Source organism: Vibrio diazotrophicus (assembly GCF_038452265.1).
In the GTDB taxonomy this organism is placed as follows: domain Bacteria; phylum Pseudomonadota; class Gammaproteobacteria; order Enterobacterales; family Vibrionaceae; genus Vibrio; species Vibrio diazotrophicus.
Genome location: NZ_CP151842.1, coordinates 792,379 through 817,962, shown reverse-complemented (window position 1 = coordinate 817,962; position 25,584 = coordinate 792,379). Strand labels below are relative to the sequence as shown.

Sequence of the window (25,584 nt, the reverse complement as noted above, 5' to 3'; positions counted from 1 at the left end):
AGCACAATACGTTGTGTTATAAACCAAACAAATGTATTTAACGAATATTATAAGTTAATAACGATATTCAAGTCGTAGCAATGACTCATCTCTGCACTGCTTTAAACCTTGGATTAGCTTTACAGATAACGTAAAGACGCCCACGACGTTTTACAATCTGGCAACCTGGATGACGATTTTTTGCACTTTTCAGAGAACTTAATACTTTCATGGATGAAACCTCGCAATTAATTATTGTTATAATATAACATAACAAAATAGAATTACTGTCAACAATAATTACTACTGTTCTCTGTTAGGTGTGATATTTTCACTTTTATTTCTTTAGCCAAACTCAATACACGCCAATGCACACCATCACGCCGATTGCTACCATCGAAACTCCATATAAAGAGAAGTTTGCCGTTCCCCGCCAGCCGCGTTTAGTGTCCAGCGCAACAGCACGCATCAAATTATTAGGCGAGCTGAACTGTATGGAAGCAGTACGTGAGTTAGAGCAGTTCAGTCATCTGTGGTTATTGTTCTTGTTTGATCAAAATCTTGAAGCAGGTTGGAAACCAACGGTTCGTCCACCGCGTCTTGGTGGCAATGAAAGAGTGGGTGTATTGGCTTCCCGTTCAACATTTCGTCCGAATGGAATTGGTATGTCTGCGGTGGAGTTTCGAGGCATAGAAAAAGAAGGCGACCAAATCTATATAGAAGTGGGCAGTGTTGATCTGGTTGATGGTACTCCCATCATCGATATCAAACCTTATATCCCCTATTCTGACTCCGTACCAGAAGCAAAAGGTGGATACGCTGATGCGGAGCCTCCAAAAGTTGAGGTTGAATTCAGCCCTACAGCTCTGGCTATTTTGCAGTCGCTACCCGATTCAACCGTCAAACAAGCGGTGATTAGCGAAGTTCTAGCACAAGATCCACGTCCTGCTTACAAGAAAAATAAGCCTGACGATAAGCAATACGCAGTACATTTGTACAATTTGAACGTAAAATTCACCATATCTGGTAACTTAGTGACAGTTACTACTATTGAACACTTTTGACATTCGCATTTGGCTGATATTATTAGCGGCTAAATTTATTACCACCTTTGATAAACGGATACCATAAATGCGTACCAGTAAATATCTTCTTTCTACTCTGAAGGAGACTCCAAACGACGCAGAAGTAGTGAGCCACCAGCTCATGCTACGTGCGGGTATGATCCGTAAGCTAGCTTCAGGTCTTTACACTTGGCTACCTACCGGTCTTCGCGTACTGCGTAAAGTCGAAACCATCATTCGCCAAGAAATCGACAATGCAGGGGCAATCGAAACACTAATGCCCGTTGTGCAGCCGTTTGAACTATGGGAAGAGACTGGTCGCTCTGAAAAGATGGGCCCAGAACTGCTTCGCTTTACTGACCGCCACACTCGTCCGTTTGTACTAAGCCCAACAGCAGAAGAAGTGATTACTGCTCTTGTGCGTAATGAAGTGAGTTCATACAAGCAGCTTCCGCTGAACCTGTACCAAATCCAGACTAAGTTCCGTGATGAACGCCGCCCTCGTTTTGGCGTGATGCGCTCTCGTGAATTCTCTATGATGGATGCATACAGCTTCGACATCGATAAAGAAGGTCTGCAAAAATCTTACGACGCTATGCACGATGCTTACTGTAAAGCATTCGACCGCATGGGTCTGGATTACCGCCCAGTATTGGCGGATAGCGGCGCTATCGGTGGTAGCGGCTCTCAAGAGTTCCACGTATTAGCGGAAAGCGGCGAAGACTTAATCGCGTTCTCTACTGAATCTGATTACGCAGCGAACATTGAAAAAGCAGAAGCGGTTGCACTTGCAGCAGAACTTGCAGCTCCGACTCAAGAGATGACTCTGGTTGATACGCCAAATGCGAAAACCATTGCAGAACTTGTTGAGCAATTTGAACTGCCTATCGAGAAAACAGTTAAAACGCTTTTCGTTAAAGCATCAGATGAAGTTGACGCAGACATCATTGCCCTGATCATCCGTGGTGATCACGAGCTAAACGAAGTTAAAGCAGAGAACTTGAAAGAAGTCGCTTCTCCATTAGAGATGGCTTCTGAAGAAGAGATTCGTGCTCTAGTCGGTGCAGGCCCAGGTTCTTTAGGTCCAGTAGGTCTAAAACTGCCATTCATCGTTGACCGCACGGTTGCTGTAACCCGCGACTTCAGTGCTGGTGCAAACGTTGATGGTAAACACTACTTCGGCATTAACTGGGGCCGTGACGTTCAACTAGGTCAAGTTGAAGACCTACGTAACGTTGTTGAAGGTGACCCAAGCCCATGTGGTAAAGGCACTATCATGCTTAAGCGTGGTATCGAAGTTGGTCACATCTTCCAGCTTGGTACTAACTACTCTGAGAAAATGAACTGTGGTGTTCTAGGCGCTGACGGTAAAAACGTTATTCTAGAAATGGGTTGTTACGGTATCGGTGTTACTCGTGTGGTGGCTGCTGCGATTGAACAGAACCACGATAAATACGGTATCATCTGGCCAGACGCTATTGCACCGTTCCAAGTGGCTATCGTTCCAATGAACATGCACAAATCTGAGCGCGTTCAAGAAGCCGCAGAGAAGCTATATGCTGAACTGACAGCTGCTGGTATCGAAGTTCTATTCGATGACCGTAAAGAACGCCCAGGTGTTATGTTCTCTGATATGGAGCTACTTGGTGTTCCTCATACGATCGTTATCGGTGATCGTAGTATGGACGAAGGTAATTTCGAATATAAAAACCGTCGCACTGGTGACAAAACGCCAGTAGCAATGACTGATATCGTCGAGCACATCAAGTCGAAAATGGCTTAATCTCGAACGTCTATCTTTGAAGGCTGCCTATTGGCAGCCTTTTTTATTAATGCTGGATTCATCATTTCTCTTCTACACTGCATAAAAACAAAAAGGAGAAAGACATGGATCTCAAAGCCCTACTCAATCAAGCACTCAACTCCAATTTGGTTCAATCCGGTAAGCAGCAAGCTCAGTCTTTAGCTCAGGATAAAAGCCAGCTTGCCACCCTTGGTGCAGGTGCACTCGGCGGAGGTATCATAGGCCTTTTAATGGGTTCAAAGAAAACCAAGAAGTTGGGCAAAAAAGCGCTCGCCATTGGTGGTTCTGCGGCTCTGGGGGCTCTCGCTTATAAGATGTATAACGACTGGCAAGCCAATCAAAATGAACCAACTCAGCCAGCGGCCTTTGACCAATCAAATCCTCGCCATGAAATACTCATTCTTAAAGCGATGATCGCTTCCGCCAAAGCAGATGGACACGTAGATGAGCAAGAAATGGCTAAGATAAACCAAGTGATTAATGAGATTGGTGCCGATAACGACGTTCAAACCCTGTTCCAACAAGAGTTGAAAAAGCCTTTAGACCCGAACGAAATCGCGGCGCTGGCGCAAACTCCGGCTCAAGCGTCGGAGATTTATCTTGCTTCAGCCTTGGTTGCCGACGAGCAAAACTTTATGGAAAAAGCGTATCTGCAAGAATTGGCGAAGCAACTCGGTTTAAGTGAAGAGTTAGTAAATAACATTCATCAACAGATAAACGGTGAATAATTCACCGGCTGAAACTCAACATTGAGCCAGCTCAAAGGTAACTTTTGTCTTCATTCTGCTCTCTGTGTATATTGAGAGCAGTTATCATTTATAAGACAGACGTCTCGTTCTGTATTATTCATTCTGTAAAAGTAGGTCGTTCTGTAAAAGTAGGATAGAGATATGCAAGTTTACGGTTGTTGTGATTTAGTTCGTGAGTTATACGCTCAAATTGGTAGTGGCGATCAAGCCTATATTCCTCAAGCAATTAGTTGCGCGGTTCGTGCTTTGAACGATGTGGCAGCGGATACTTCTTTACCAAAAGAAGTAAGAGAAAAAGCCGCCTTTGCTGCGGCAAACTTACTGATTTCTGATTTCGAGGACAAATAATGAATCTCGCCAATTTCGCCTCTATGGACACAGTCATGCTAATGAGCATTGTGAACATGAAGCTGCGTGACGACTTTAACGGTGATTTAGATAAGCTGGTTGCCTACTTCGATATTGACCGAACCGCACTTGAAGCAAAGCTGGCCACAGCCGGCTTTGAGTTTCTACCTGAGGCGGGTCAGTTTAGATAATCTTTTCGCTCCTCCAGTTCTCCCCCTCTGATGAGAGTGGGTTAGAGGAGGTTGAATTCCGCGTCCACGAATTCAATCAACCACTGCGTAAGTAACCCCACCTAGCCTCCCCTTAAAAAGGGGAGGAACTACAAAATGTCGCCTCATTAATCTAATCCCACAAAAAAACGCAAACCCAAGGGTTTGCGTTTTTAATTATCTGAAATTTAGTAGCTTTAATTCACAGGTCTGTTATTAACCCAAGTTCTTACGTGCGTTTTGGAACATACGCATCCAAGCACCGTTCTCGCCCCAGCTATCTGGATGCCATGAGTTCGCCACTGTGCGGAATACACGCTCAGGGTGAGGCATCATGATAGTCACACGGCCATCAGCAGTTGTTAAACCAGTAATTGCGTTTGGCGAACCATTCGGGTTGTTCGGGTATTGTTGTGTTGGGTTACCCAAGTTATCAACAAAACGAACCGCTACCGTACCTGAGTTTTCGATAGCCGCTAGGTGTGCTTCATCACGAACTTCTACACGACCTTCACCGTGAGAAACCGCGATAGGCATACGAGAACCAGCCATACCGTCGAAGAACACAGAATCAGATTTCTGAACTTCTACCAAGCTAAAACGAGCTTCAAAACGCTCAGATTCGTTACGTACGAAACGAGGCCATAAGTCTGCACCTGGGATCAGTTCTTTCAGGTTAGAAAGCATCTGACAGCCATTACACACACCTAGAGAGAAGGTATCTTCACGGTTGAAGAAGGTTTCAAACTGGTCACGAGCCTGTGCGTTAAATAGCACTGACTTCGCCCAACCTTCACCAGCACCCAGTACGTCACCGTAAGAGAAGCCACCACAAGCCACAAGGCCTTGGTACTCTTCCAATACAGCCTGACCAGTCAAGATATCACTCATATGGATATCGGTAGCTTCAAAACCTGCACGGTCAAACGCTGCTGCCATTTCAACATGCGAGTTAACACCCTGCTCACGCAGAATTGCCATCTTAGGCTTAGCACCTTTCGCAATGTAAGGCGCTGCTACGTCTTCGTTAGTATCGAAGCTGAGTTTCACGTTCAGACCTGGGTCTGAGTTGTCTTTCTTCGCTTCAAACTCTTGGTTTGCACACGTAGGGTTGTCACGCATCGCTTGCATTTTGTGCGTCATTTCAGCCCAGATAGTACGAAGTTCTGTTCTTGAACGGTCGACCAGTACTGTTTCACCAGAAGTGATCACTAGCTTGTCTGAAGCTTCTACTGCGCCAATAACGTGTGAACATGCTGCTAAACCGTTATCTGCTAGTGTTGCCAGCACAGATTCAAGTTCATCGTTCTTAACCTGAACAACTGCACCGAGTTCTTCGTTGAACAGCGCAGCAAGAGTATCTTCACCTAAAGCTTCGATGTTTGCCTTCACACCACAGTGACCAGCGAATGCCATCTCAGCAAGAGTAACAAATAGACCGCCGTCGCCTTTATCGTGGTAAGCAATCAGCTTATCGTTGCTGACTAGGCTTTGAATAGCGTTGAAGAAACCTTTTAGTTGCTCTGCGTTATCTACATCAGCAGGCTTATCACCCAACTGCTTGTAAACCTGAGCCAGTGCTGTTGCACCTAGACGGTTCTTACCGTTACCTAGGTCAATAAGCACTAGGCTTGATTCGCCTAAATCTGTGCGAAGCTGTGGAGTCACTGTCTTGCGAACATCTTCTACGCGAGAAAACGCAGTGATGATCAATGAAAGTGGAGAAGTCACTTCTTTGTCTTCGCCATTTTCGTTCCACTTAGTCTTCATCGACATTGAGTCTTTACCCACAGGGATAGTCAGACCAAGTGCCGGACACAGCTCTTCACCTACCGCTTTCACTGCTTCGTATAGACCAGCATCTTCACCTGGGTGACCCGCTGGAGACATCCAGTTCGCAGATAGTTTGATACGTTTGATATCGCCGATTTCAGTTGCAGCGATGTTAGTAATTGCTTCACCAACCGCTAGACGAGCAGACGCACCGAAGTCCAGTAATGCTACAGGCGTACGTTCCCCCATAGCCATAACTTCACCGTGGTAAGTGTCGTAACTTGCCGCTGTTACTGCGCAGTTCGCAACAGGAACCTGCCATGGACCAACCATTTGGTCACGAGCCACCAGACCAGTTACCGTACGGTCACCAATGGTGATAAGGAATGTTTTCTCTGCAACGGCTGGTAGACGAAGAACACGTTCAATCGCATCACCCAGTTCAATACCTGAACGATCAATAGCTGGGCTGTTCACCTTCGCTGTTTTTGCATCACGGTGCATTTTAGGTGTTTTACCTAGCAGGATATCCATTGGCATATCGATAGGCGTGTTGTCGAAGTGTGTATCTTCCAGCTTCAGGTCACGCTCTTCAGTCGCGATACCTACAACTGCGTATGGAGCACGTTCACGCTTACAGATAGCATCGAATGCCGCCATGTTTTCTGGCGCAACTGCCAGTACATAACGTTCTTGAGATTCGTTACACCAAATTTCCAGCGGGCTCATTCCCGGCTCATCATTTGGCACGTCACGCAGTTGGAAAATACCGCCACGCTCGCCGTCATCTACTAGCTCTGGCAATGCGTTAGAAATACCGCCCGCGCCCACATCGTGAATAAATGCGATTGGGTTTGCGTCACCAAGCTGCCAGCAACGGTCGATAACTTCCTGACAACGACGTTCCATCTCAGGGTTTTCACGTTGTACAGAAGCAAAATCGAGATCTTCCGCAGACTGACCTGAAGCCATAGAAGAAGCAGCACCGCCACCAAGGCCGATGTTCATTGCAGGACCACCAAGCACGATTAAGCTTGCACCTACTGGAATTTCTTTCTTCTGTACGTGTTCATCACGGATGTTACCTAAACCACCAGCAATCATAATTGGTTTGTGGTAACCACGGATCTCTTCACCCGCGTGAGAAGTCACTTTCTCTTCGTAGGTACGGAAGTAGCCTAAAAGGTTAGGACGACCAAATTCGTTGTTAAATGCTGCGCCGCCTAAAGGACCTTCAAGCATGATATCCAGAGCGTTAACGATACGACCTGGCTTACCAAAATCCGTTTCCCAAGGCTGTACAAAGTTTGGAATACGAAGGTTAGAGGTTGTAAAACCAACTAAGCCAGCTTTCGGTTTACCGCCGATACCGGTTGCGCCTTCATCACGGATCTCACCGCCAGAACCTGTAGAAGCACCTGGCCATGGAGAAATAGCCGTTGGGTGGTTGTGTGTTTCCACCTTCATCAGAATGTGTGCTTTTTCGTGGCTGTAGCCGTATTGACGAGTCTCTGGGTTCGGGAAGAAACGACCAACTTCAGAGCCTTCCATTACCGCAGCGTTATCTTTGTAAGCAGACAGAACGTAATCTGGAGTCATCTCCATTGTGTTCTTGATCATCTTGAACAGCGATTTGTCTTGCTTCACGCCGTCGATTGTCCAATCTGCATTGAAGATCTTATGGCGACAGTGCTCTGAGTTTGCTTGTGCAAACATCATTAATTCGATGTCAGTTGGGTTACGCTCAAGCTTAGTCACAAAGCTTTCAAGTAAGTAGTCGATCTCATCTTCAGCAAGAGCCAGACCAAGAGTAACGTTTGCTTCTTCAAGCGCTTTACGGCCACCTGAAAGTAGATCAACGTAAGCAACAGGCGCTGGTTCTGCAGATTTGAATAGTGCAGCAGCTTGCTCTTGTTCAGTAAAAACCACTTCCATCATGCGGTCATGAATTAAAGCGTTGATGCTAGCGATTTGGTCAGCTGAAAGTTCACCTTCAGACTCAATGTAGTAAGCCGTACCGCGCTCTAGTCGCTTAACATTTGCCAAGCCACAGTTGTTAGCGATATCTGTTGCCTTAGAAGACCAAGGAGAAATTGTACCCGGGCGAGGAGTAACAAGAAGTAGCAAACCTTGTGGCTCGTGTTCTTGAATTGTTGGACCGTAAGTCAATAACTTCTCAAGTTTTTCGATTTCACTGTCGTCTAAATCTGCCTTGAGATCAGCAAAGTGCATGAACTCTGCATAGATACCCGTCACAGGTAAGTTTTGTTCACGACACGTCTCGAGTAGTTTATTGACACGAAACTCAGAAAGAGCTGGGGAACCACGCAAAATTCTCATGTGCAAAGGTCTCTATATCCATTGATTGAGGTGTAATTGGTATAAATTCATCTAATTATCAGTATGTTAAACTAATTAATTGGAACTTATGCCGATTTCATCTCTTTGATGCGAGCGCATTATAGAGGATTTTTTTTTGTGACGTAACACCAAAAGCAACCGTTTGCGTCATTTTTTTCATTAATTTTGAATTTCACCCTGTTTGAACAATTTTCAGACACAACAAGCTTAGTAACAAGCTATCACTTTGCCATACGAGCAGCCTTTGATATAAAGGCACTAATTGATGTAAGAGATCTCAAATTAATGACAAAGCTTTTTTATCATTCACTCAGCCGTGGCTTCACTCTATTTTTAATGACTCTTCTCGTAAGTGGTTGCCAAATAGATTCCGAACCGAAAAGTGAACTTGACCAGATCCGTGAACGCGGCATCTTGCGTGTGGGTACATTAAACAACCAACTCTCTTACTACATCGGTCCAGATGGCCCTTCTGGGTTGGATTATGAATTAGCCAGAGAATTTGCAGCACAACTGAATGTCAAACTTGAGATGAAGCCCGCTTATCGCCTCTCAAGTCTGTTTCCTGCTCTCAAAAACGGCGAGATCGATATCATCGCTGCAGGTCTTAGTCAATCGGAAGAACGCCTGAAAGACTACCGCGCCGGCCCTGCTTACTACTACGTATCTCAACAAGTGGTGTATAAAAAAGGCCAATGGCGTCCGCGTAATATTCAGCAGCTTGTCAATAAGCAACAAGAGCTTGAAGATCAAAATGACGGTCAATCTATTTTCAGTGTGGTTGATGATTCTCACTTTGAAACAACGCTCAACGGACTAAAGAAAGATTACCCTGATTTTGATTTCCATATTGATACCAACTCAGACGTCAACGATCTGCTCAAAAGCGTTTCTGAAGGTTCATTGCTGTTTACTATGGCAGATTCGGTAGAAGTTTCACTTTCTCAACGTATTTATCCTGACCTCGCGTCTGCCTTTGAAGTGACAGAAGACCAACCTATCTCTTGGTTTATGCGTCGTTCACAAGACGAAAGCCTGTATGCCATGATGATTGAGTTCTTTGGTGAACTAAAACAATCAGGATCGCTCGCATCATTAGAAGAAAAGTACATCGGTCACATTGGCACTTTCGACTATGTAGATACGCGTGCATTTATTCGAGCACTTGATAACCGACTGCCTAAATGGGCACCACTATTCCAGAAATATTCGGATGAATTTGACTGGCGCTTGATTGCGGCACTGGCTTATCAGGAATCTCACTGGAACCCTAGAGCTAAATCGCCAACCGGTGTACGTGGCATGATGATGCTGACGCTACCAACTGCGAAAAGTGTTGATGTCTCCAACCGCCTTGACCCAGAACAATCGGTTAGAGGTGGTGTCGAGTACCTACGAAGAATGGTGGCGCGAGTTCCAGATTCCATTTCTGATCACGAAAAAATCTGGTTTGCCCTTGCTTCCTATAACGTCGGTTACGGTCACATGATGGATGCTCGTCGACTCACCAAACTTCAGGGCAGTGATCCGGATACTTGGGCAGAAGTAAAAGACAGACTACCTTTGTTACGTCAGAAGAAATATTTCTCGAAGACCATCTATGGTTATGCACGTGGTGATGAAGCGAGAAACTATGTTGAGAACATACGTCGTTACTATCAAAGTATCATTGGCCATTTAGAGCAACAGAAAGTGGTTAGCGTCGAATCTGGCACCGATGACATCACGGTGATTCATTTACCGGAAGAGGATGAAAGTGATGAAAGTACCCTTGATGAGTCTATTGATGATTCGCAAAACGATGAAGAGAGCTTAGATTCTGAGCAAGAAGAATCGACAAGCGATAACCCTGCATCAATTCAAAAATAAACACTTGATTTTTTTCTTCGGAACCCATAAATAGATATGTGCATCCGCTCTTACTCTACAAATAAAAACAAGTAGGAGTCGGATACATAAAAACGTCAAATAAGTTTGATAGTTTGGCGCCCTGATTGGATGAATAATTGGGGTTTGTTGTGATAGTTAGTACTGAAAGGGGGACGTTTTATGCTTAAACGTAGGCCTAAACTCCTTAACAAAGCAGTATCAGCTAACCGCCGTCGCCGTATGCTAGCCAATACAAAAAAGAAAGTGCTAGCACGTCATCGAGCGTATGTACATTTGGAAGAACAGTACTTGTAATCAGCTGATATTTTAGGGACGCAAACATCTACGAATGTAGATGTTTGCCAAAGACCCACTACCAATCGTTTTATTCACTCGTCTTATTTCGTTCTATCCCGCAACTTCCCACTTGTTACTTTTATTTCTCAACCGTTTGATCTCGTTTCTGTTCATCTTTTAATGCTTTAATTTCTTTGCGACGACGCTTGAAGAAGGCCTGTAACTGCTGGCGACACTCATCCTCTAATAAACCTTTTTCTATCGTGGCGTAGTGATAAGCCGCAGGGCTGTCAAAGATGTTCAATACCGTACCTGCGGCACCGGCTTTAAGGTCAGGAGCACCATAGACAATTCGCTTTACTCGACTATGCAATAAAGCGCCAGCACACATAGGACAAGGTTCCAACGTGACATACAAAGTTGTATCTAACAGGCGATAGTTTTCTAACTTCTCTCCCGCCTGACGTAATACCTGAATTTCAGCGTGAGCCGTTGCATCATGATTGCCAATTGAACGGTTCCAGCCTTGAGCAATGATTTCCCCATCTTTAACCAATACCGCGCCTACAGGAACTTCTCCTTGCTCTTCAGCCTTAGCGGCTAAAGCCATCGCTTGGCGCATAAAGTCTTCGTCTTGTGGGCTAAATTCCGCTTGGGATTCCGTCATTATTCTCTCTCTTGTTGGACTTGGGTTTGTTTGCCCTTTATTGGACGAAATTATACAACAGCTTCGGCTGATAAGCTTTTCGCAAGGTAATCCACCAGCAGGCGGACTTTGGCCGATAGATGCCGATTATGGGGATAAAGCGCCCACACACCTTCTCTGTCATCACGATATGAAGGAAGTACTTCGACTAATGCTCCTGACGCTAAGTGTTCACTTACGTAGTAATCCGGTAGCTGAACCATGCCCATTCCGCGCAGTGCAGCATCCAACAGAACGATCCCGCTATTGCAGTTAATATTACCTTTCACCCGAATAGAGCGTGACTGGCCGTGTTCCTTGAAACGCCAGTGATCATAAGTTCCAATCAAACATTGATGTTTATTTAGCTCAGACAATGTATGAGGCACGCCGAAGCGAGACAGGTATTCTGGCGTTGCACAAACATATAACTGTCGATTACTCAGTTTCTTAGCCCGAAAACTGGAATCGTCTAACTGCCCCAAACGGATTGCCAAATCGACACCTTGTTCAATTAAGTCGAGCTTTTGGTTAGTGAGCACTAACTCTAAATTTAGCTGTTCATGTTGCTGAAGAAACTGATGAAGTAGAGGCGCAATTTTTTGCTCTCCGTAAGTCACTGGTGCAGTCACTTTGAGTTTGCCTTGCGGCGTTTGCTGCATCTGAGTAACGGTTTGCTCTGCTTGCTCTAAACCTTCAACCAACACTCGACATTGCTGAAAGTAAACCAGCCCTGCTTCAGTCAGAGACACTTTACGTGTCGTTCTTACCAGCAACTTCACTTTCAGTCGCTCTTCAAGCGTTGCGACACGGCGACTGATATTCGCCACCGAAGTGTTTAAGCGCAGCGAGGCCTGAGTGAAGCTTCCACACTCAGCGACCGCAATAAACTCGTTAATTCCTTCCCAACCTGCCATCAACAACTCTTTTTGATTATTACAATAGTGTAAAAGTTATTCTCATTTTCACCCAATTATTAACCAAAGAGAAGCTTCTATACTAAAAGACTACTGATGGTGTTGGGAGTACACCAAACACTCCTCGTTATTGATTAAAAGGATGACCACATGTCACAAGACAAATTCATAAAATCACGCGCTGCGGTTGCGTGGGGTCCAAACCAACCTCTTAAAATCGAAGAAGTGGATGTCATGCTTCCTCGTAAAGGTGAAGTGTTAGTACGAATTGTGGCATCAGGTGTTTGTCATACTGATGCATTCACGTTATCCGGCGAAGACCCAGAAGGCGTGTTCCCATCAATTCTTGGTCACGAAGGTGGCGGTATTGTTGAGATGGTGGGCGAAGGTGTTACTTCTGTAGAAGTCGGTGATCACGTCATCCCACTTTACACAGCGGAATGTGGCGAGTGTAAGTTCTGTAAATCAGGTAAGACTAACCTGTGCCAAGCAGTTCGCGCTACCCAAGGTAGAGGCCTGATGCCAGACGGCACAACTCGTTTTTACAAAGATGGTCAGCCTATTTATCACTACATGGGTTGCTCAACCTTCTCTGAATACACTGTACTGCCTGAGATTTCTCTTGCGAAAGTGAATAAAGAAGCACCACTAGAAGAAATCTGTCTATTAGGTTGCGGTGTCACAACAGGTATGGGCGCGGTAATGAATACCGCTAAAGTGAAGAAAGGCGACACTGTCGCTATCTTCGGTTTAGGCGGTATTGGTCTTTCGGCGATTATCGGTGCTCGCATGGTCGGCGCAAGCCGCATTATAGGTATCGATATCAACGAGAAGAAATTCGAACTAGCGAAACAACTTGGTGCGACAGATTGTATCAATCCACAACACTTCGATAAGCCGATTCAGGAAGTGATTGTTGAGATGACAGACGGTGGCGTGGACTTCTCATTTGAATGTATTGGTAACGTCAACGTGATGCGCCAAGCGCTCGAATGCTGCCATAAGGGCTGGGGCGAATCCGTTATCATCGGTGTTGCTGGCGCAGGTCAAGAGATCTCTACTCGCCCATTCCAGTTGGTCACTGGCCGTGTGTGGCGTGGTAGTGCATTTGGCGGCGTTAAAGGTCGTTCACAACTTCCGGGCATCGTTGAGCAATACCTTGCTGGTGAGTTTGGCCTGCAAGAGTTTATCACTCACACCATGGCCTTAGATGAGATCAACGATGCATTCGATTTGATGCATGCTGGCGAAAGTATTCGCTCTGTCGTTCACTTCAATAAGTAGTGCAGAACGATATCTAAAGACAGCGTATACCCTATAACTTCGAGTGGCTGCGAACTTGGGCAGCCACTACGAAAAACTGGGTATAGGAGGAAGAATGAGTTTAATTAATCATAGCCAAGCGAAAGTTTTCGATGGCTGGCACAAGCAATACATTCATCAATCCAGCACACTCAATTGTGAAATGCGCTTTGCCATTTATCTGCCGTTAGAAGCGACCGAAGATAAACCAGTGCCTGTATTGTATTGGTTATCAGGGCTGACCTGTACAGACGAAAATTTCATGCAGAAAGCGGGCGCGTTTAAAAAAGCCGCAGAGTTAGGGATTGCGATTGTCGCTCCAGATACTAGCCCTAGAGGTGAAGGTGTGCCTGATGATCCGGAAGGAGCTTACGATTTCGGCCTCGGTGCAGGTTTTTATCTTAATGCTACCCAAGAGCCATGGCAGGAGCATTATCAGATGTACAGCTACATCGTTGATGAACTGCCACAGCTGATAGAAGCAAATTTCCCTGTTAGTAAGCGCAAAGCCATTTCAGGGCATAGTATGGGTGGTCACGGAGCCTTGACGATTGGCATCAAGAACCCAACGACTTATTCGTCGATATCTGCATTTAGCCCTATATGTCATCCGATGGCCGTGCCATGGGGACAAAAAGCGTTTCGCAATTACTTAGGTGAAGACAAGAGCAAATGGCTACAGTACGATGCGGTTGAGCTAATGAAAACTCATCTAGTGACAGCGCCAATATTGGTTGACCAAGGAAACGCGGATAGTTTCTTAACTGAGCAACTCAAACCAGAGACATTGCAATCAGCAGCCATTGAAGCAAAAGCAAACTTAACTCTGCGTATTCAGCCAGGGTATGACCACAGCTACTACTTCATTCAGACATTTATCGATGATCACCTAGAGTTTCACGCTAAATATCTTAAAACTGAGTAATGATTTATCTCAATTCAAAAAGCCCGCGACATGCGGGCTTTTGTATCGATTGATGCTTATAGCTCGCTCAAACACCTAGGTATTAAACTCACTGTATTTGGACAACATGGTTTGCAGAGAGACAGTTTGCTTACTTCCATTTCGGTCAAACCAAGAAACCTCCATAGTGATAGTTTTTACAGCCAATGTTGGATTGGGCTCATGAACATCCCAACTCACTTTGTACACAGGGTCTTCGTTACATACATAAGAAGCAATGTTCCTATCATAGTCAGGCGTTCTAACGCGCATATGAGCCGCTCTAGAACCTCGAGTTCGAAACCACTCCAGCCTCTGCTCTGCAACATTCAACGCTTTAATGCTGTGTAGGGCATAATCTGCACGTTGTTCAATATAAGCTTGAAGTTTGATAAGCCCTAAGGCACTAACCCCAATTAAAGCAAAAGTGATCATCACTTCAACCAAACTAAAACCTGACTGTTTGTTTCTATTCTGCATACCAAGATCCTTCTCTCCACCTTGGTGGATTAACATTTGCCTGTACGTTATTGATGACATCACCATTAAAATTGACTTCTAATGAATCATTAAATACTGCTGACTGCCCCGGTGTATCAAAGTATTGCCCACCAGATAAACTGAACGCACCATATTGATAATATGAAGCTATGTTTCGAAAAGATCGCTCAACAACAGAAGAAGGATGATTCAAAATCCTATCCGCAACAAAGCCTCTCCATTGAATGGGAGATGCAACAAACTCTCGATTAAAATGGAATAAAACACCTTTGAACGGCTCAGACGAGCCACCGGGAGGCTTACCCATCACTGAAAAAACGCCTTCGTGAACAAGTATTAGAACACCGTCAGTAGCAGAAGCCGCATTGACTAAGTTATTGTATTCAGACATTTTGATCTCACATCCCCCTTCAACCCAGAGGAAATGTTTGCCAGAACGAATTTGCGATGCCAATGCGCTGCCGCAGTTATACACTTGCTTAGGATACCCAACGCCCTCCATCACAGTTACTTTGTCACTCATTTTCACCTTGTCATGTTCGTGAGCAGGGACATTAAAGAACTGTTCGAATAGAGATAAATGGGCATCTTGTACGAAATCTTTTCCTAAATGTCCCCACGATTGACCGAAAGAGCGATGAGAACCAAGACAGTCTTTGTAACCGGGGTTACTAAAATCTTCATAGGGTTTTCTGCCGTGAACCACTCCCTGATTAACCAACGATGGTGAATAAAAACGTCTCCCATAACGAAGAGCGACACACTCCCAACCTCTCTCCGTGAACTTACCAGGATCAGGCGTTGCAAATGACAAACTAGAATGAAAATACAAATCCGCATTGGACTGTATTGCCCCTGAGCTCAATCTATTCTTAATCAAGATTTCTTTTTCTACAGTACTGTAACCACTTTGTGCTACCACACGCTGACCATGAACAGAAGGGACAAAGGAAGCAATGACTCCATGCCCGGAACCACAATCAGTAATATTTTGTGGAACCTTATTTTCAGCTCGGAACTGCGCATAACCACACTCAATAGCACCTTCCGCTAACCAATGGTTTTGCCGAGATTTAATTTCATTTTGGGAGCGTTTAATTTGGTAAAAAAGCGATTTCTGAGTACCCAACGTCACCGTTAATGCCACCATCAATAAAATGGAGGTGACAGCTAAAGTTGTAACACCTTTTTGTAAGCACCTACTCATTGCCAGTTCCTCTGCGTCACTTTGATCTCTAAATATTGATTAATTTCAGGCTCTTTCGTCAGATGAGCAGCCATGCGAACAATAACAAAGGCACTTTCAACATCATCACTATCAATCTGATGGCTAGTAACGGAAAATTGGTTCACGGATATTTGGTTAGGATCAAACACGGAATAGCAGTTACCAAATTGAGTTGCAGCAGAATAAACAGAGATCAACGTTGGCCGGCTTTTTTCGCAGAACATCAGACTAGAAGTTTTACTATTTAACCAATACAGCACATGTCTATATTCAGGAGGAGTGCTTGAACGAACTTTATACACATACCCCAATGCGTTAGGTTTGCTATGTACATAGGTGACCTTTGACTCGCCCAAAAATCGCGCTGAAGTATCAAATCCATCATCGAACCCAGCTCTTAATATGTCCTCTTTTAGTTGATGCAATGTGCTTGATACGTTCTGTAACAGCATAATTTGTTTACTTTTTTCACTAGCAGATTTTTGCGTTGAAAGGAGCACACTACCAATAGTCGTTAATGCTATTCCTCCTAATAAAGCTGCAACCATGAATTCAACAATGGAGAAACCACTACATTTGCGAACTGCACTGCGAGTAACCATAAAACTCCCCTCCTTCTCCGCAAACAATGATTCGACTAGCACCAAACGAGCTTCTTAAATTCAATGGTTTCTCTATCAGATCAGTTAATGCAAAACGTAAGGTGCCATTACTTATCTTGCCTCTGATGCCATTGAACTTAATTTGATTCGATAGGTAATTGGATTGGAAATGTATATTTCTATACTTGTCTCCAGCCATAACTTGTATCGTTTCCCCTGCACCTGAAGTTTCAGAATCAGTCACTCGTATAGACCACTTCCCCGTTACCGTCGGATTACTATCCATTTCAATATGAGCCCAGAGATCTTTATTACGAAAGACAGCTTCTGATTTAGCCTGAACAAGAAACCCGTGTATTTCAGAAGCTAAATTCCTGATTTTGTGTTTCTGTTGGTAGAGATAAAGATTCGGCGCAGCAAAAGCTAACAACACCGACATAATAGAAATCGTGATGAGCATCTCTAGTAAAGTGAACCCGCGAAGCATTTCCCAAATTCCTCTGTAAGTCTTGCAATTAATATGAATCAACTTGCAAGGATACTAACAGGTACTAAAAATGGCGTAGGTTGATATGGAGAAGTAATAGAAATGATTCGTACATTTTACTGCAAGATAGCATCACGTAAGCATCAAGGTTTGACACTCATCGAATTAATCCTCGTTGTGGCCATCATTGGAATTCTAGGTTCTATCGCCTACCCCAACTACAGTGACCACATTAGGAAAGCACATAGAAAGCAGGCAATGGCCGATATGTCTAAATTGCAACTCTATTTGGAAGAGCACTACGACAATGGTTACTCAGCGGATACCATAATGACGAACGGTATTTGCAACAGCTTTTGCGAAGTTGATAATGACAGATATGAGATATCGGCGACCGTCAGTAAGACAGGTTATTTGATAACAGCGACACCGAAAGCAACAAAAGGGCAGAACAACGACACTTGCCTAGGGAATACCTATACCAAGTTGACGCTAGCACATACAGGAGAAAGCTTACCCAGCAGCTGCTGGCTTTAAGCTCAAGAGCCAAGAAGACTAAACCTTCTTGGCTTCATTAGAATTAAATTTTGATAGTTTTGCTTTCGTTCAAATGAACTATTTCGATTTCCTCTCCATTTAAACTCAGCGTTGGTGAATCCTGCTGAGTACCACTTTTGCCAGCAAATACAGCCGAAGCAATCCACTGACGACCAACATGAATATCGTATGTAGTAACTGGCACATAAGCTTGTTCTGTATAGAGAATATTCGAGTTAGGCGGTGTCGTAACACACTGGGTTTCCTTAGCGCCGTTTAGTAAATCGACCACTTGTGACTCTAACTCTTCCGTTACCACACGGCATTGAGTCTGCGACGATTCAATCACTGATTGAGGCAGCTTTTTGATAGAAAAGCCTCCTTCTACAGCCTCCAATTCTCGCTCACTATCAATACAATGCAGACGGATGTGCCAGTCCGAACAAGGAATTAACCACGTCTTTATTGCAACGTTTTTCCATGGTTGCCATGTTGAAACTATGTATTGATCCGTCACTTCAACCAATTCACACTCTCGACGACCTCGGTAATAACCGTCGCCTTCAGTCAGCAGTAACATAGAGTCACACGCGTTGTGTTTAAGCTGATAGCGACCACGCTCAAGCGTAAATCCAAATTGATTGGAATAGGCAAACTTTGTGTATTTCGACTCAGTATTAACATAATTGTTGAGTTCTAGCTGACCAGACGTCAGCATCCAAACATGCTTTGATTCATCACTATGGGTAATGATCTGATTGGCGTGAGGAAGAATATGTATTCCACTCATTGCAGGCAAAGGCTTCTCGTCGGCTTGCCAGAAAGGATGTTCTTCCCCGAGAGCGACCACCAAAAAGACTTTCGCCGCCCAATAGGTTGAACCGGGCGCATTATAATCTTCAGCCATGATTAAATTGGAATAGTGGTAGCCAATCGTCAGTAAACCTTGATGATCAAAAATGGGCTGCTTAAACCAGAATCGCAGATGACGCAGCAGTAATCCTTTCACCACTCCAAGATCGTAAATATCTTCATCAACAAAAGCGACCGCGCTCCAAAATGCAGCTTCAGCAAATCGATAGGTTAAGCTGCGTCCGAATGCGATAGCGTCCCCATCTTTTGCAAACATCCATATAAAATCGTTAGCAAACAGTTTGGCTCGCTCAACAAACAGAGCAGAACGTGCTGGGTCATGAGATTTCATCAGTTTGGCGTAAAACAGACTATAGAAGTGGAATCCCATAGAGATGTAATAATCTCTTGGTCGACCAATACCATCACAATACCAACCGTCTGCTAGGTAATACTCTTCTATTTTAGAAAAGTGAAAATCTACGCTTTTCTGATCGTAAGGCTTACCCGATAGCTGAAAACCTATCTGCACCATAATTGGAAAGAAATGCCAGTTATTATCAGGAATAACCGCCCAAGCCGATTGCTCTAACCAAGTCTGAACATTGTTTGCTTCTGATTCGCTAAAGTAGTTCCAAAAACCTTCCCTCAGCAGAGCCATTCCGTAACCATAAACCGCCATCTCAACTGCTCGTTGATCAAAATCGTTTATCTCTCCCCAATATTGAGGATGATTTGGATCTGTACCGACTCGTATTGCATCAAAGTAATACTCAACGTTAGAGCTATTGAAGTCTCCAGAAAGCAGAGGAAACACACCCCATAATAGGCGCGAGAAGGCTTCCATCTCAGCGATTTTCTTTCCGTAATGTGTGGTGGTTTCACCTAAAGCTAATCCACTGCATCCGGCAGTAAAAAAAGGATCCACAGCTTTAAGCAGTTCTTGGCAGCACGCGGCTAAATCGTTGCGAGTTGCTAATGGATTATTGCTCAGAAATTGTTGAGTTTTGCTCATGATTTTTCTCTTAAAAAATACGCCAACTGAACTTAGGATTTTCTGTTTTTACTCTTGCTCGATATAAAGTATCAGGCCAACACTGCCTCAACCGGGCGTCATCAATATCCACGGTATCAATGTTGACATGGATAGATTGATCAAACTGAATTTGAGAGTTTCCAACTAAAATGTGCTTGTCAAAGACTTGAGGGAAGGAAGAAAAAATTAGTGAAAGCACCATTTCACTATCACCTTCAACCTGCTCTTCAACTTGAATGTACTGCCCTTTAACATGAGTGACGTTGCGTCGATAAGATTTGAGATTTGCCTCTGGTGGATAAGCGTTGGACAGTTCCATAGCAATAGAGCTCACCTGAGTTGAAAACTCGACATTGACATCCGTTGCGGAAAAATTTTTACCGTTGTTTTGCATCACTGCTGAAAACGTTGGTAGGTTGTGCCAAGCACTCTGCATGGTCCATATTTCATAGCGCCGCTCAGAGAAAGTCTTTTTGGTATAGGTGCCAACACCAATATCAATCAAGATTGGTTTACTGGCTTTATAAACAATGATGTTGCCGACATCGTTGTGATTGTGGCTATCTGCGTTATGCCCAGCTTTGACACTCAAAGCAAAGCTATTATCACGCGAGATAAACTGACCAATGCTTGGATAATATACATCCGGTTTAACACGCTCTCGCTCAGATAGTGACTGCTGGATTCGGTCACTCATCGCCTGCGCAAAGAATGCACCTTGTAGCTGATAATAGAGGCTATATTCGTTCGCCAAACGGCTCTTTTCGCCGCTATCCACACTTCTTTGCCAGTCTTTCAATGCGTGCTGAATCAATACAGGAGAGTCTGTTGCAACACCAAATAAATACTCTCTGACATCACAAGAGTCTATGCGCGGAGCACTGTCTGCAAAGTTAAAATACCACTGCTCGCTAATATGGTTATTGGTGATGAAATTCGCCATGTTTTTAACTTTCGTTTCTTGAAAAACATTGAGATAAAAGCCATCACTCACCTGATTCAAAATATCGATGCAGTTGAAAAAGCACAATCCTGCATGTCGGTAATAGACCACACCTTCGTTGCATGCACCGTCATCACCATAATCCTTCAAAAAACAGTTCAGAGCGCATACCGCTTTATCAATCGCTTTTTGTTTCAACTCTTGTGAAGTAGGAAGAATAAAGAAAGCCAGCAAGACATTCTGCGTGCACCACGGCGTCCAGTTACACATAGATTCATCGCCATTCCCCATCCACCAAAAATGAGAATCAAGGAAAGGCTCAACAATCCGTTTAGTCACTTCCAGATTAAGTCTCTCTAACACATAGGGATATTGGCGCTGTAGATCGGCTTGAAGTAAGTAGTGCGCCAGTGACAACAACGCACCAGTTTCTGCGGCAAATAGATCAATAACAGGTCGGGTAGTATCTGGAAATGGATATAAGATTGAGTCGCGCACATATCCGTTATGAGCAGGTAACTGCCAGCCCGACTCTTCGCATATCAAGATAATGCCATCAACAATCTGAGCCAATAATCTCTCGTCCGGGGAGAGACAATAGCCGAGCGTTAAATCAATAAGCTTTTCTCGGCGCTGAAAATATTTGGCTTCAAAATTCACTCGATTTCCCGACTGTGAAAAAGCCAGATAATCCGAAGCCAATAGCTGTGTCCACGCCGATTCGTGAGCTTTAGCCAAATTCATTTCAATCACTGACTGTACCCAAGACGGTAAAGCTTGCCACGCATTTCTGTCGTCGCAAGCTGGAAAAGGAGTCAGTGATGAAAGAGTTCGAGCGTTAGTAAACGCTTGTACCAGTTCCATTGTTATTCCTAAAAGCAGAGCCACGTAGAACGTGGCTCATTTCAGATTAATTAAGTACTTGTGCGACGTCTTTGTTAAGCATCTTCAACGCATCATCAATACTTTCACTTTCCGTCATGATTGCATCGTGTGTACGATTTAGAATCACTTCTATACGTGGCGTTAAAGAGTCAACGGGCATTTCTAGGTAAGTTTTGCCGATTTCAAGAGCCGCTAAACTCTTCTCATCTTTAGGGAAACCGTCACGATTTGCAGCTATCTTCAAGATCTCTTGGTTTTGGTTTGCAGGGAAACCACCAGCTTTAGCCACAGCGAGAGCACCTTGATGACTCGCAGCGAACTTGATGAAATCCAACGCAGCTTCTTGTTTATCAGAATTCACGTTGATCGCTAGGCTCGTTACTGTTGCCGCTGTTGTTCCCGCTTTTACACCTTTAGGATGTGGCATCTTCACTATGCCCCACTCGCTAGCTTTACTCTCGCCAGTTTTTACCTTAGCGATTTGATTTGAGATAAACCAAGAACCCATAGGGAGCATTGCAACAGTTGCGTTAAACCAAGGGCCCGAGTAGTGAGTGCTAGTTGCTTTTAGCGAAGCGTAACGAGGAACCGTACCCTCTTGTTGCAGTTTCAGAACACGTTCGTAATAAGGTTTAAGGAACGAGTAGTCTTTACTGATCAACGTCTGTTTGCCATCAAACAGGGAAGGCAGTTGAACAGTTGATCGCCAAGTGTGATAGTAAGCTCCGTAGTTTTTATTCGCACCAAAACCGCTGGTGACTTTCTCTGCTAACGCATCAAACTCTTCTAGCGTCATATCATTGCTTGGATAAGGTGTATTCGCCTTATCGAACAAAGCTTTGTTGTAATAAAGCACCCAGAAATCAAGGCGGATTGGCAGCGCATAAAGTTTGCCGTCAACAGTGAACTCGTCAATCAAGCCTTGATAAGTAGCGTTATTTTTTAATTCGTCTGTTGGTGCACTTGTCATGTCTATCACGTTGTTTGAACGAATTAGGTCTGTGTACCCCGGAACATCCTTAACGGTCACGATATCAATGTTCTTCGCGCCACCAGAGAGCTGAGTCATCAGCATAGAGTTGTAATCCGCACTGCCTAAATCAACGGAGTTAACCTTCACATTTGGATGTGCTTTCATGTACGCATCTGCAATGGCGTTTAATTCTACGCCGCTTGATACATCCCAACGCGCCCAGTTAATAGTAATCGGGTCGTCAGCGGCTTGAACTACACCGCCTACGGATAACAGAGATGTCAGGCAGAGTGTTGTAAGTTTTTTATTTAACATGACAAGTTCCTTCTATTTCTCGCTTTTTTGGATTTATTCATTGTGTTAGCTATAAACAGCAAACACAGAGGAGGCATGATTGAAATAATAAATAAGAAAGATAAGGGAAACATCGCAACGGCAATTAATACAAATAAGCCAACGATTATGTTTATTTTTATAATTAACGACGGTTTACCCATTTGTTTCAGCAAGGATTGTTTTAGTGTCTGTAAGTTACCCTCCTCCGGCTTCTTATTCAGGTATAGAAATATTGTTGAAACCCACATAGCAAACATGAGCACTGATACAGTCAAAGGCATGCTGTAAATCGTGGTATGCTGTGTAAGTTGAAAATAGATGTAGCTGCTGTAGGCAGGGATGCCGCTAGTAATAATCATCCCCCATAGGAAAGCGCAATCTTTGATGCTGACTTTTCTAAAATGCCATTTAAAGTCAGCGTAAACAGACACGCTTTTATCCTGAGCCATCCTCTCGCATATTTTGTATGTGGCAATCAAACTGGCTGGAATAGTCACAACCAGCATCATTGAAACTATCATCAGTATATTTAGAACAAATAAATTCCACAGCTCGCGAAAGATAACGGCAAGAATAGAATTGTTGTCTTTAAATACACGGAGCATGGTATTCCTTAGCTTATAAATGCATTAACGACTGGGTCGTTTTTTCGTTAAACAAATGAGCGTGTGTCATATCGACATATAAAATTAACTTGTCCCCCACTTTGGCATGCAAACGTGAAGTGATTTTTGCCACCATCTTGTGCCCTTTACAGGTCAGGCTTAGGTGTACTTCTGAGCCCATAGGTTCAGCTAGATCCACCTCAAACTCCATTGGCGTAATCAATCTCTCATCGACATCTTTTGGTGATTTAACGTAGATATCCTCTGGACGAATCCCTAACACCAACTCTTCATTGAGTTGAGAGTCCAAAGTTTGCGATGAGAAACGATTTGGCAACGTCAGTGTTGCCCCAAGAGCCGACACTTTAAAATCGCTACCATCCAGCAGCAATTTTGCTGGAATGAAGTTCATTTGAGGCGCCCCAATAAAGCCCGCGACAAAAACATTGGCAGGGTTATCGTAGAGCACTTGCGGAGTATCAACCTGTTGGATAATGCCATCTTTCATGACCACAATTCGGTCTGCCATTGTCATCGCTTCAACCTGATCATGAGTTACATAGATAAAAGTTGAATTTAGACGCTTGTGTAGCTTGCTTATTTCAGCGCGCATGGTGCCCCGCAGCTTGGCATCTAGGTTCGATAAAGGCTCATCCAGCAAGAAAACTTCTGGATCACGGACCATTGCTCGACCTAAAGCCACACGCTGACGTTGGCCGCCAGATAGAGCTTTCGGTTTGCGATTAAGAAGATGGGTAATATCGAGTATGTCAGCCGCATCTTGGACTTTCTGCTCAATGATATCTCTATCGATTTTGCGCAGCTCTAAACCAAACGCCATGTTTTGGTATACCGTCATATGCGGATAAAGCGCGTAGTTTTGGAAAACCATCGCGATATCGCGATCTTTTGACGGCACATCGTTGACCAGCTTTCCGCCGATCATTAGCTCACCGCTGGTAATGTCTTCTAAGCCAGCAATCATACGTAATGTAGTAGATTTACCGCAGCCGGAAGGACCAACTAGGATGATGAATTCTTTATCTTTAATTTCTAAGTCGATGCTTGGAACAACAACATGTTTGTCGTCATAAGTCTTATTAATTTTATGTAGTGATATAGCAGCCATGTCTCTGTTCCTTTTACCAATACGGGTTCCAGTTGGTGGTCAAACGTGTCAATGCTTCAAGGTAGAAGTAATCTCCCCAAGAGACACACTCATCAACACCCTCTTCAGTACAGGTGTTATAAGGACTTTTCTTCGAATAGGTTCCGTGTAGCAACAAACCGTTCGACTGTGTCGCGTCTGTTACGGCGTAATTGTCGATTAAGCTTTGAATCATAGAGCAAGCAATCGCTCGGTATTCTTTCGCTTTACCCTCTTCAACCAGATCCGCCATTTCCAACAGACCACAGGCAGTAATAGCGGCAGAAGAAGAATCTCTTGGCTCGCTGCTGCCGTCAGTAAAAGTCAGATCCCAGTATGGAATTTGGTCTTCTGGCAAAAACTCCAAATATACCTTCAGCACTCGCTCAAACACTTCAAGATACTTCTCATCTTTGGTGTAACGGTATGCCAGAGCGAAACCGTAAATACCCCACGCTTGACCACGAGCCCACGTTGAATCGTCTTTGTAACCTTGGCATGCAGAGCCATACGATGGAGCGCCCGTTTCCATATCCATAAAGAAGGTATGGTAGGTAGAGCCGTCTTCACGCACTGAGTTTTGGTATGTGGTTTCTGTGTGCTTCAGTGCAATATCAAGGTAGTTTTTGTCGCCAGTTTGGTCGTAAGCCCAGTACAGCAAAGGCACATTCATCAAGCAGTCAATGATATAGCGATAGTTGTCCGGCGCATTTTTCTCCCCCCAAGCCTGAATGAATTCACCTACAGGCTGGTATCGGGAGCACAGTTGGTCAGCAGCTAACAGTGCTGCTTTTTTTGCATCTTCATCTTTGGTTAACATCCATGCAGACACACAAGATGGCGTATACAAAAAGCCCATGTCGTGATGTTCGACTTCAATTAAGTTTTCAATACGATGTTTGAAACTCTGAACCTGAATCTGAGCGGCATACTTGAACACAGGGTCCTGAGTGAGCTCGTAGCTCAACCAGATAGCACCCGGCCAGAAGCCCGTAGTCCATAAGTTGTTATCACAAGGTTTGTAGAAATTGTTCTCACTCGAGTGGAACTGGCTGTCATAGGTAAACTGCTTGAGATTTCCTTTGACGATAGAAACAGCCTGTGTGATCGCGCTATTCAGGCTCTGCTCTGAAAGTGTTTTGATATTCATTT

Annotated in this window: 24 protein-coding genes; 10 read left to right on the top strand and 14 right to left on the bottom strand. The window is 44.2% G+C overall.

Annotated elements, in window-relative coordinates:
* Positions 1–85: 85 nt before the first annotated feature.
* Positions 86–211, bottom strand: a complete 126-nt coding sequence (ykgO, locus tag AAGA51_RS03715) for a type B 50S ribosomal protein L36 (protein ID WP_081878768.1) — start codon at positions 209–211, stop codon at positions 86–88.
* A 136-nt stretch (positions 212–347) separates the two neighbouring features.
* Here ykgO and tsaA point away from each other — a divergent pair, with 136 nt between their 5' ends.
* From tsaA to AAGA51_RS03690, 5 genes are all read left to right on the top strand, one after another.
* A complete protein-coding gene (tsaA, locus tag AAGA51_RS03710) occupies positions 348–1,043 on the top strand; it encodes a tRNA (N6-threonylcarbamoyladenosine(37)-N6)-methyltransferase TrmO (protein WP_042488978.1) in 696 nt (231 codons plus the stop codon).
* A gap of 67 nt (positions 1,044–1,110) precedes the next feature.
* Complete coding sequence (locus tag AAGA51_RS03705; RefSeq protein WP_042488981.1) at positions 1,111–2,826, top strand: proline--tRNA ligase; 1,716 nt, start codon at positions 1,111–1,113, stop codon at positions 2,824–2,826.
* 104 nt (positions 2,827–2,930) lie between these two features.
* A complete protein-coding gene (locus AAGA51_RS03700; protein ID WP_042488984.1) occupies positions 2,931–3,575 on the top strand; it encodes a tellurite resistance TerB family protein in 645 nt (214 codons plus the stop codon).
* Between the two features lie 162 nt (positions 3,576–3,737).
* Positions 3,738–3,944 carry a YaeP family protein gene (locus tag AAGA51_RS03695; protein WP_042488988.1) on the top strand — a complete coding sequence of 69 codons (207 nt, stop codon included), beginning with the start codon at positions 3,738–3,740 and terminating at the stop codon, positions 3,942–3,944.
* Positions 3,944–4,135: a DUF4250 domain-containing protein gene (locus AAGA51_RS03690; RefSeq protein WP_042488991.1), complete on the top strand. Its 192-nt coding sequence runs from the start codon at positions 3,944–3,946 to the stop codon at positions 4,133–4,135. Before AAGA51_RS03695 ends, AAGA51_RS03690 begins: the two co-directional genes overlap by 1 nt.
* Before the next feature lie 234 nt (positions 4,136–4,369).
* On the opposite strand, the gene purL is transcribed toward AAGA51_RS03690, so the two are convergent.
* Positions 4,370–8,266 carry a phosphoribosylformylglycinamidine synthase gene (gene purL / locus AAGA51_RS03685; protein ID WP_042488994.1) on the bottom strand — a complete coding sequence of 1,299 codons (3,897 nt, stop codon included), beginning with the start codon at positions 8,264–8,266 and terminating at the stop codon, positions 4,370–4,372.
* A gap of 306 nt (positions 8,267–8,572) precedes the next feature.
* Between purL and mltF the strand changes: the two genes are divergently transcribed.
* The gene (gene mltF, locus AAGA51_RS03680; protein ID WP_042488996.1) at positions 8,573–10,156 is read left to right on the top strand and encodes a membrane-bound lytic murein transglycosylase MltF; all 1,584 of its coding nucleotides are present in this window, start codon (positions 8,573–8,575) and stop codon (positions 10,154–10,156) included.
* Between the two features lie 180 nt (positions 10,157–10,336).
* Positions 10,337–10,471, top strand: coding sequence for a hypothetical protein (locus AAGA51_RS03675; protein ID WP_255209411.1), 135 nt, complete (start codon positions 10,337–10,339; stop codon positions 10,469–10,471).
* 121 nt (positions 10,472–10,592) lie between these two features.
* Here the strand turns inward: AAGA51_RS03675 and tadA are convergent, their stop codons facing one another.
* Together tadA and AAGA51_RS03665 are read right to left on the bottom strand one after the other, a co-directional pair.
* Complete coding sequence (tadA, locus tag AAGA51_RS03670) at positions 10,593–11,120, bottom strand: tRNA adenosine(34) deaminase TadA (RefSeq protein WP_042488999.1); 528 nt, start codon at positions 11,118–11,120, stop codon at positions 10,593–10,595.
* A 50-nt stretch (positions 11,121–11,170) separates the two neighbouring features.
* Positions 11,171–12,055, bottom strand: coding sequence for a LysR family transcriptional regulator (locus AAGA51_RS03665; protein WP_042489003.1), 885 nt, complete (start codon positions 12,053–12,055; stop codon positions 11,171–11,173).
* 150 nt (positions 12,056–12,205) lie between these two features.
* Here AAGA51_RS03665 and AAGA51_RS03660 point away from each other — a divergent pair, with 150 nt between their 5' ends.
* Complete coding sequence (locus AAGA51_RS03660) at positions 12,206–13,339, top strand: S-(hydroxymethyl)glutathione dehydrogenase/class III alcohol dehydrogenase (protein WP_042489006.1); 1,134 nt, start codon at positions 12,206–12,208, stop codon at positions 13,337–13,339.
* A 94-nt stretch (positions 13,340–13,433) separates the two neighbouring features.
* Complete coding sequence (gene fghA / locus AAGA51_RS03655; protein WP_042489009.1) at positions 13,434–14,282, top strand: S-formylglutathione hydrolase; 849 nt, start codon at positions 13,434–13,436, stop codon at positions 14,280–14,282.
* A 75-nt stretch (positions 14,283–14,357) separates the two neighbouring features.
* Here fghA and AAGA51_RS03650 read toward each other — a convergent pair whose 3' ends face one another.
* Genes AAGA51_RS03650 through AAGA51_RS03635 form a run of 4 tightly spaced genes read right to left on the bottom strand, consistent with a single transcriptional unit; the run spans position 14,358 to position 17,118 of the window.
* The gene (locus AAGA51_RS03650) at positions 14,358–14,780 is read right to left on the bottom strand and encodes a type IV pilus modification PilV family protein (RefSeq protein WP_042489013.1); all 423 of its coding nucleotides are present in this window, start codon (positions 14,778–14,780) and stop codon (positions 14,358–14,360) included.
* Complete coding sequence (locus AAGA51_RS03645; RefSeq protein ID WP_042489015.1) at positions 14,770–16,008, bottom strand: hypothetical protein; 1,239 nt, start codon at positions 16,006–16,008, stop codon at positions 14,770–14,772. The genes AAGA51_RS03650 and AAGA51_RS03645 overlap by 11 nt, the downstream gene beginning before the upstream one ends.
* A complete protein-coding gene (locus AAGA51_RS03640) occupies positions 16,005–16,631 on the bottom strand; it encodes a hypothetical protein (RefSeq protein ID WP_042489018.1) in 627 nt (208 codons plus the stop codon). The genes AAGA51_RS03645 and AAGA51_RS03640 overlap by 4 nt, the downstream gene beginning before the upstream one ends.
* Positions 16,600–17,118 (bottom strand): GspH/FimT family pseudopilin, encoded by a 519-nt coding sequence (locus tag AAGA51_RS03635; protein ID WP_042489021.1) that lies wholly within the window; start codon positions 17,116–17,118, stop codon positions 16,600–16,602. The genes AAGA51_RS03640 and AAGA51_RS03635 overlap by 32 nt, the downstream gene beginning before the upstream one ends.
* Before the next feature lie 96 nt (positions 17,119–17,214).
* On the opposite strand from AAGA51_RS03635, the gene AAGA51_RS03630 reads away from it, so the two are divergent.
* Entirely contained in the window at positions 17,215–17,655 is a 441-nt protein-coding gene (locus AAGA51_RS03630) for a type IV pilin protein (RefSeq protein ID WP_042489024.1), read from the top strand.
* 43 nt (positions 17,656–17,698) lie between these two features.
* Here AAGA51_RS03630 and AAGA51_RS03625 read toward each other — a convergent pair whose 3' ends face one another.
* The 6 genes from AAGA51_RS03625 to AAGA51_RS03600 are packed head-to-tail and all read right to left on the bottom strand — an operon-like array spanning position 17,699 to position 25,582.
* Positions 17,699–19,522 (bottom strand): DUF2264 domain-containing protein, encoded by a 1,824-nt coding sequence (locus AAGA51_RS03625; protein ID WP_042489026.1) that lies wholly within the window; start codon positions 19,520–19,522, stop codon positions 17,699–17,701.
* 10 nt (positions 19,523–19,532) lie between these two features.
* Complete coding sequence (locus AAGA51_RS03620; RefSeq protein WP_042489028.1) at positions 19,533–21,350, bottom strand: heparinase II/III domain-containing protein; 1,818 nt, start codon at positions 21,348–21,350, stop codon at positions 19,533–19,535.
* Between the two features lie 46 nt (positions 21,351–21,396).
* Complete coding sequence (locus AAGA51_RS03615; RefSeq protein ID WP_042489030.1) at positions 21,397–22,659, bottom strand: extracellular solute-binding protein; 1,263 nt, start codon at positions 22,657–22,659, stop codon at positions 21,397–21,399.
* Positions 22,653–23,285 carry a hypothetical protein gene (locus AAGA51_RS03610; RefSeq protein ID WP_042489032.1) on the bottom strand — a complete coding sequence of 211 codons (633 nt, stop codon included), beginning with the start codon at positions 23,283–23,285 and terminating at the stop codon, positions 22,653–22,655. Before AAGA51_RS03610 ends, AAGA51_RS03615 begins: the two co-directional genes overlap by 7 nt.
* 13 nt (positions 23,286–23,298) lie before the next feature.
* Positions 23,299–24,414, bottom strand: coding sequence for an ABC transporter ATP-binding protein (locus AAGA51_RS03605; protein ID WP_042489033.1), 1,116 nt, complete (start codon positions 24,412–24,414; stop codon positions 23,299–23,301).
* Between the two features lie 13 nt (positions 24,415–24,427).
* Positions 24,428–25,582 carry a glycoside hydrolase family 88 protein gene (locus tag AAGA51_RS03600; protein ID WP_042489035.1) on the bottom strand — a complete coding sequence of 385 codons (1,155 nt, stop codon included), beginning with the start codon at positions 25,580–25,582 and terminating at the stop codon, positions 24,428–24,430.
* Positions 25,583–25,584 lie beyond the last annotated feature (2 nt).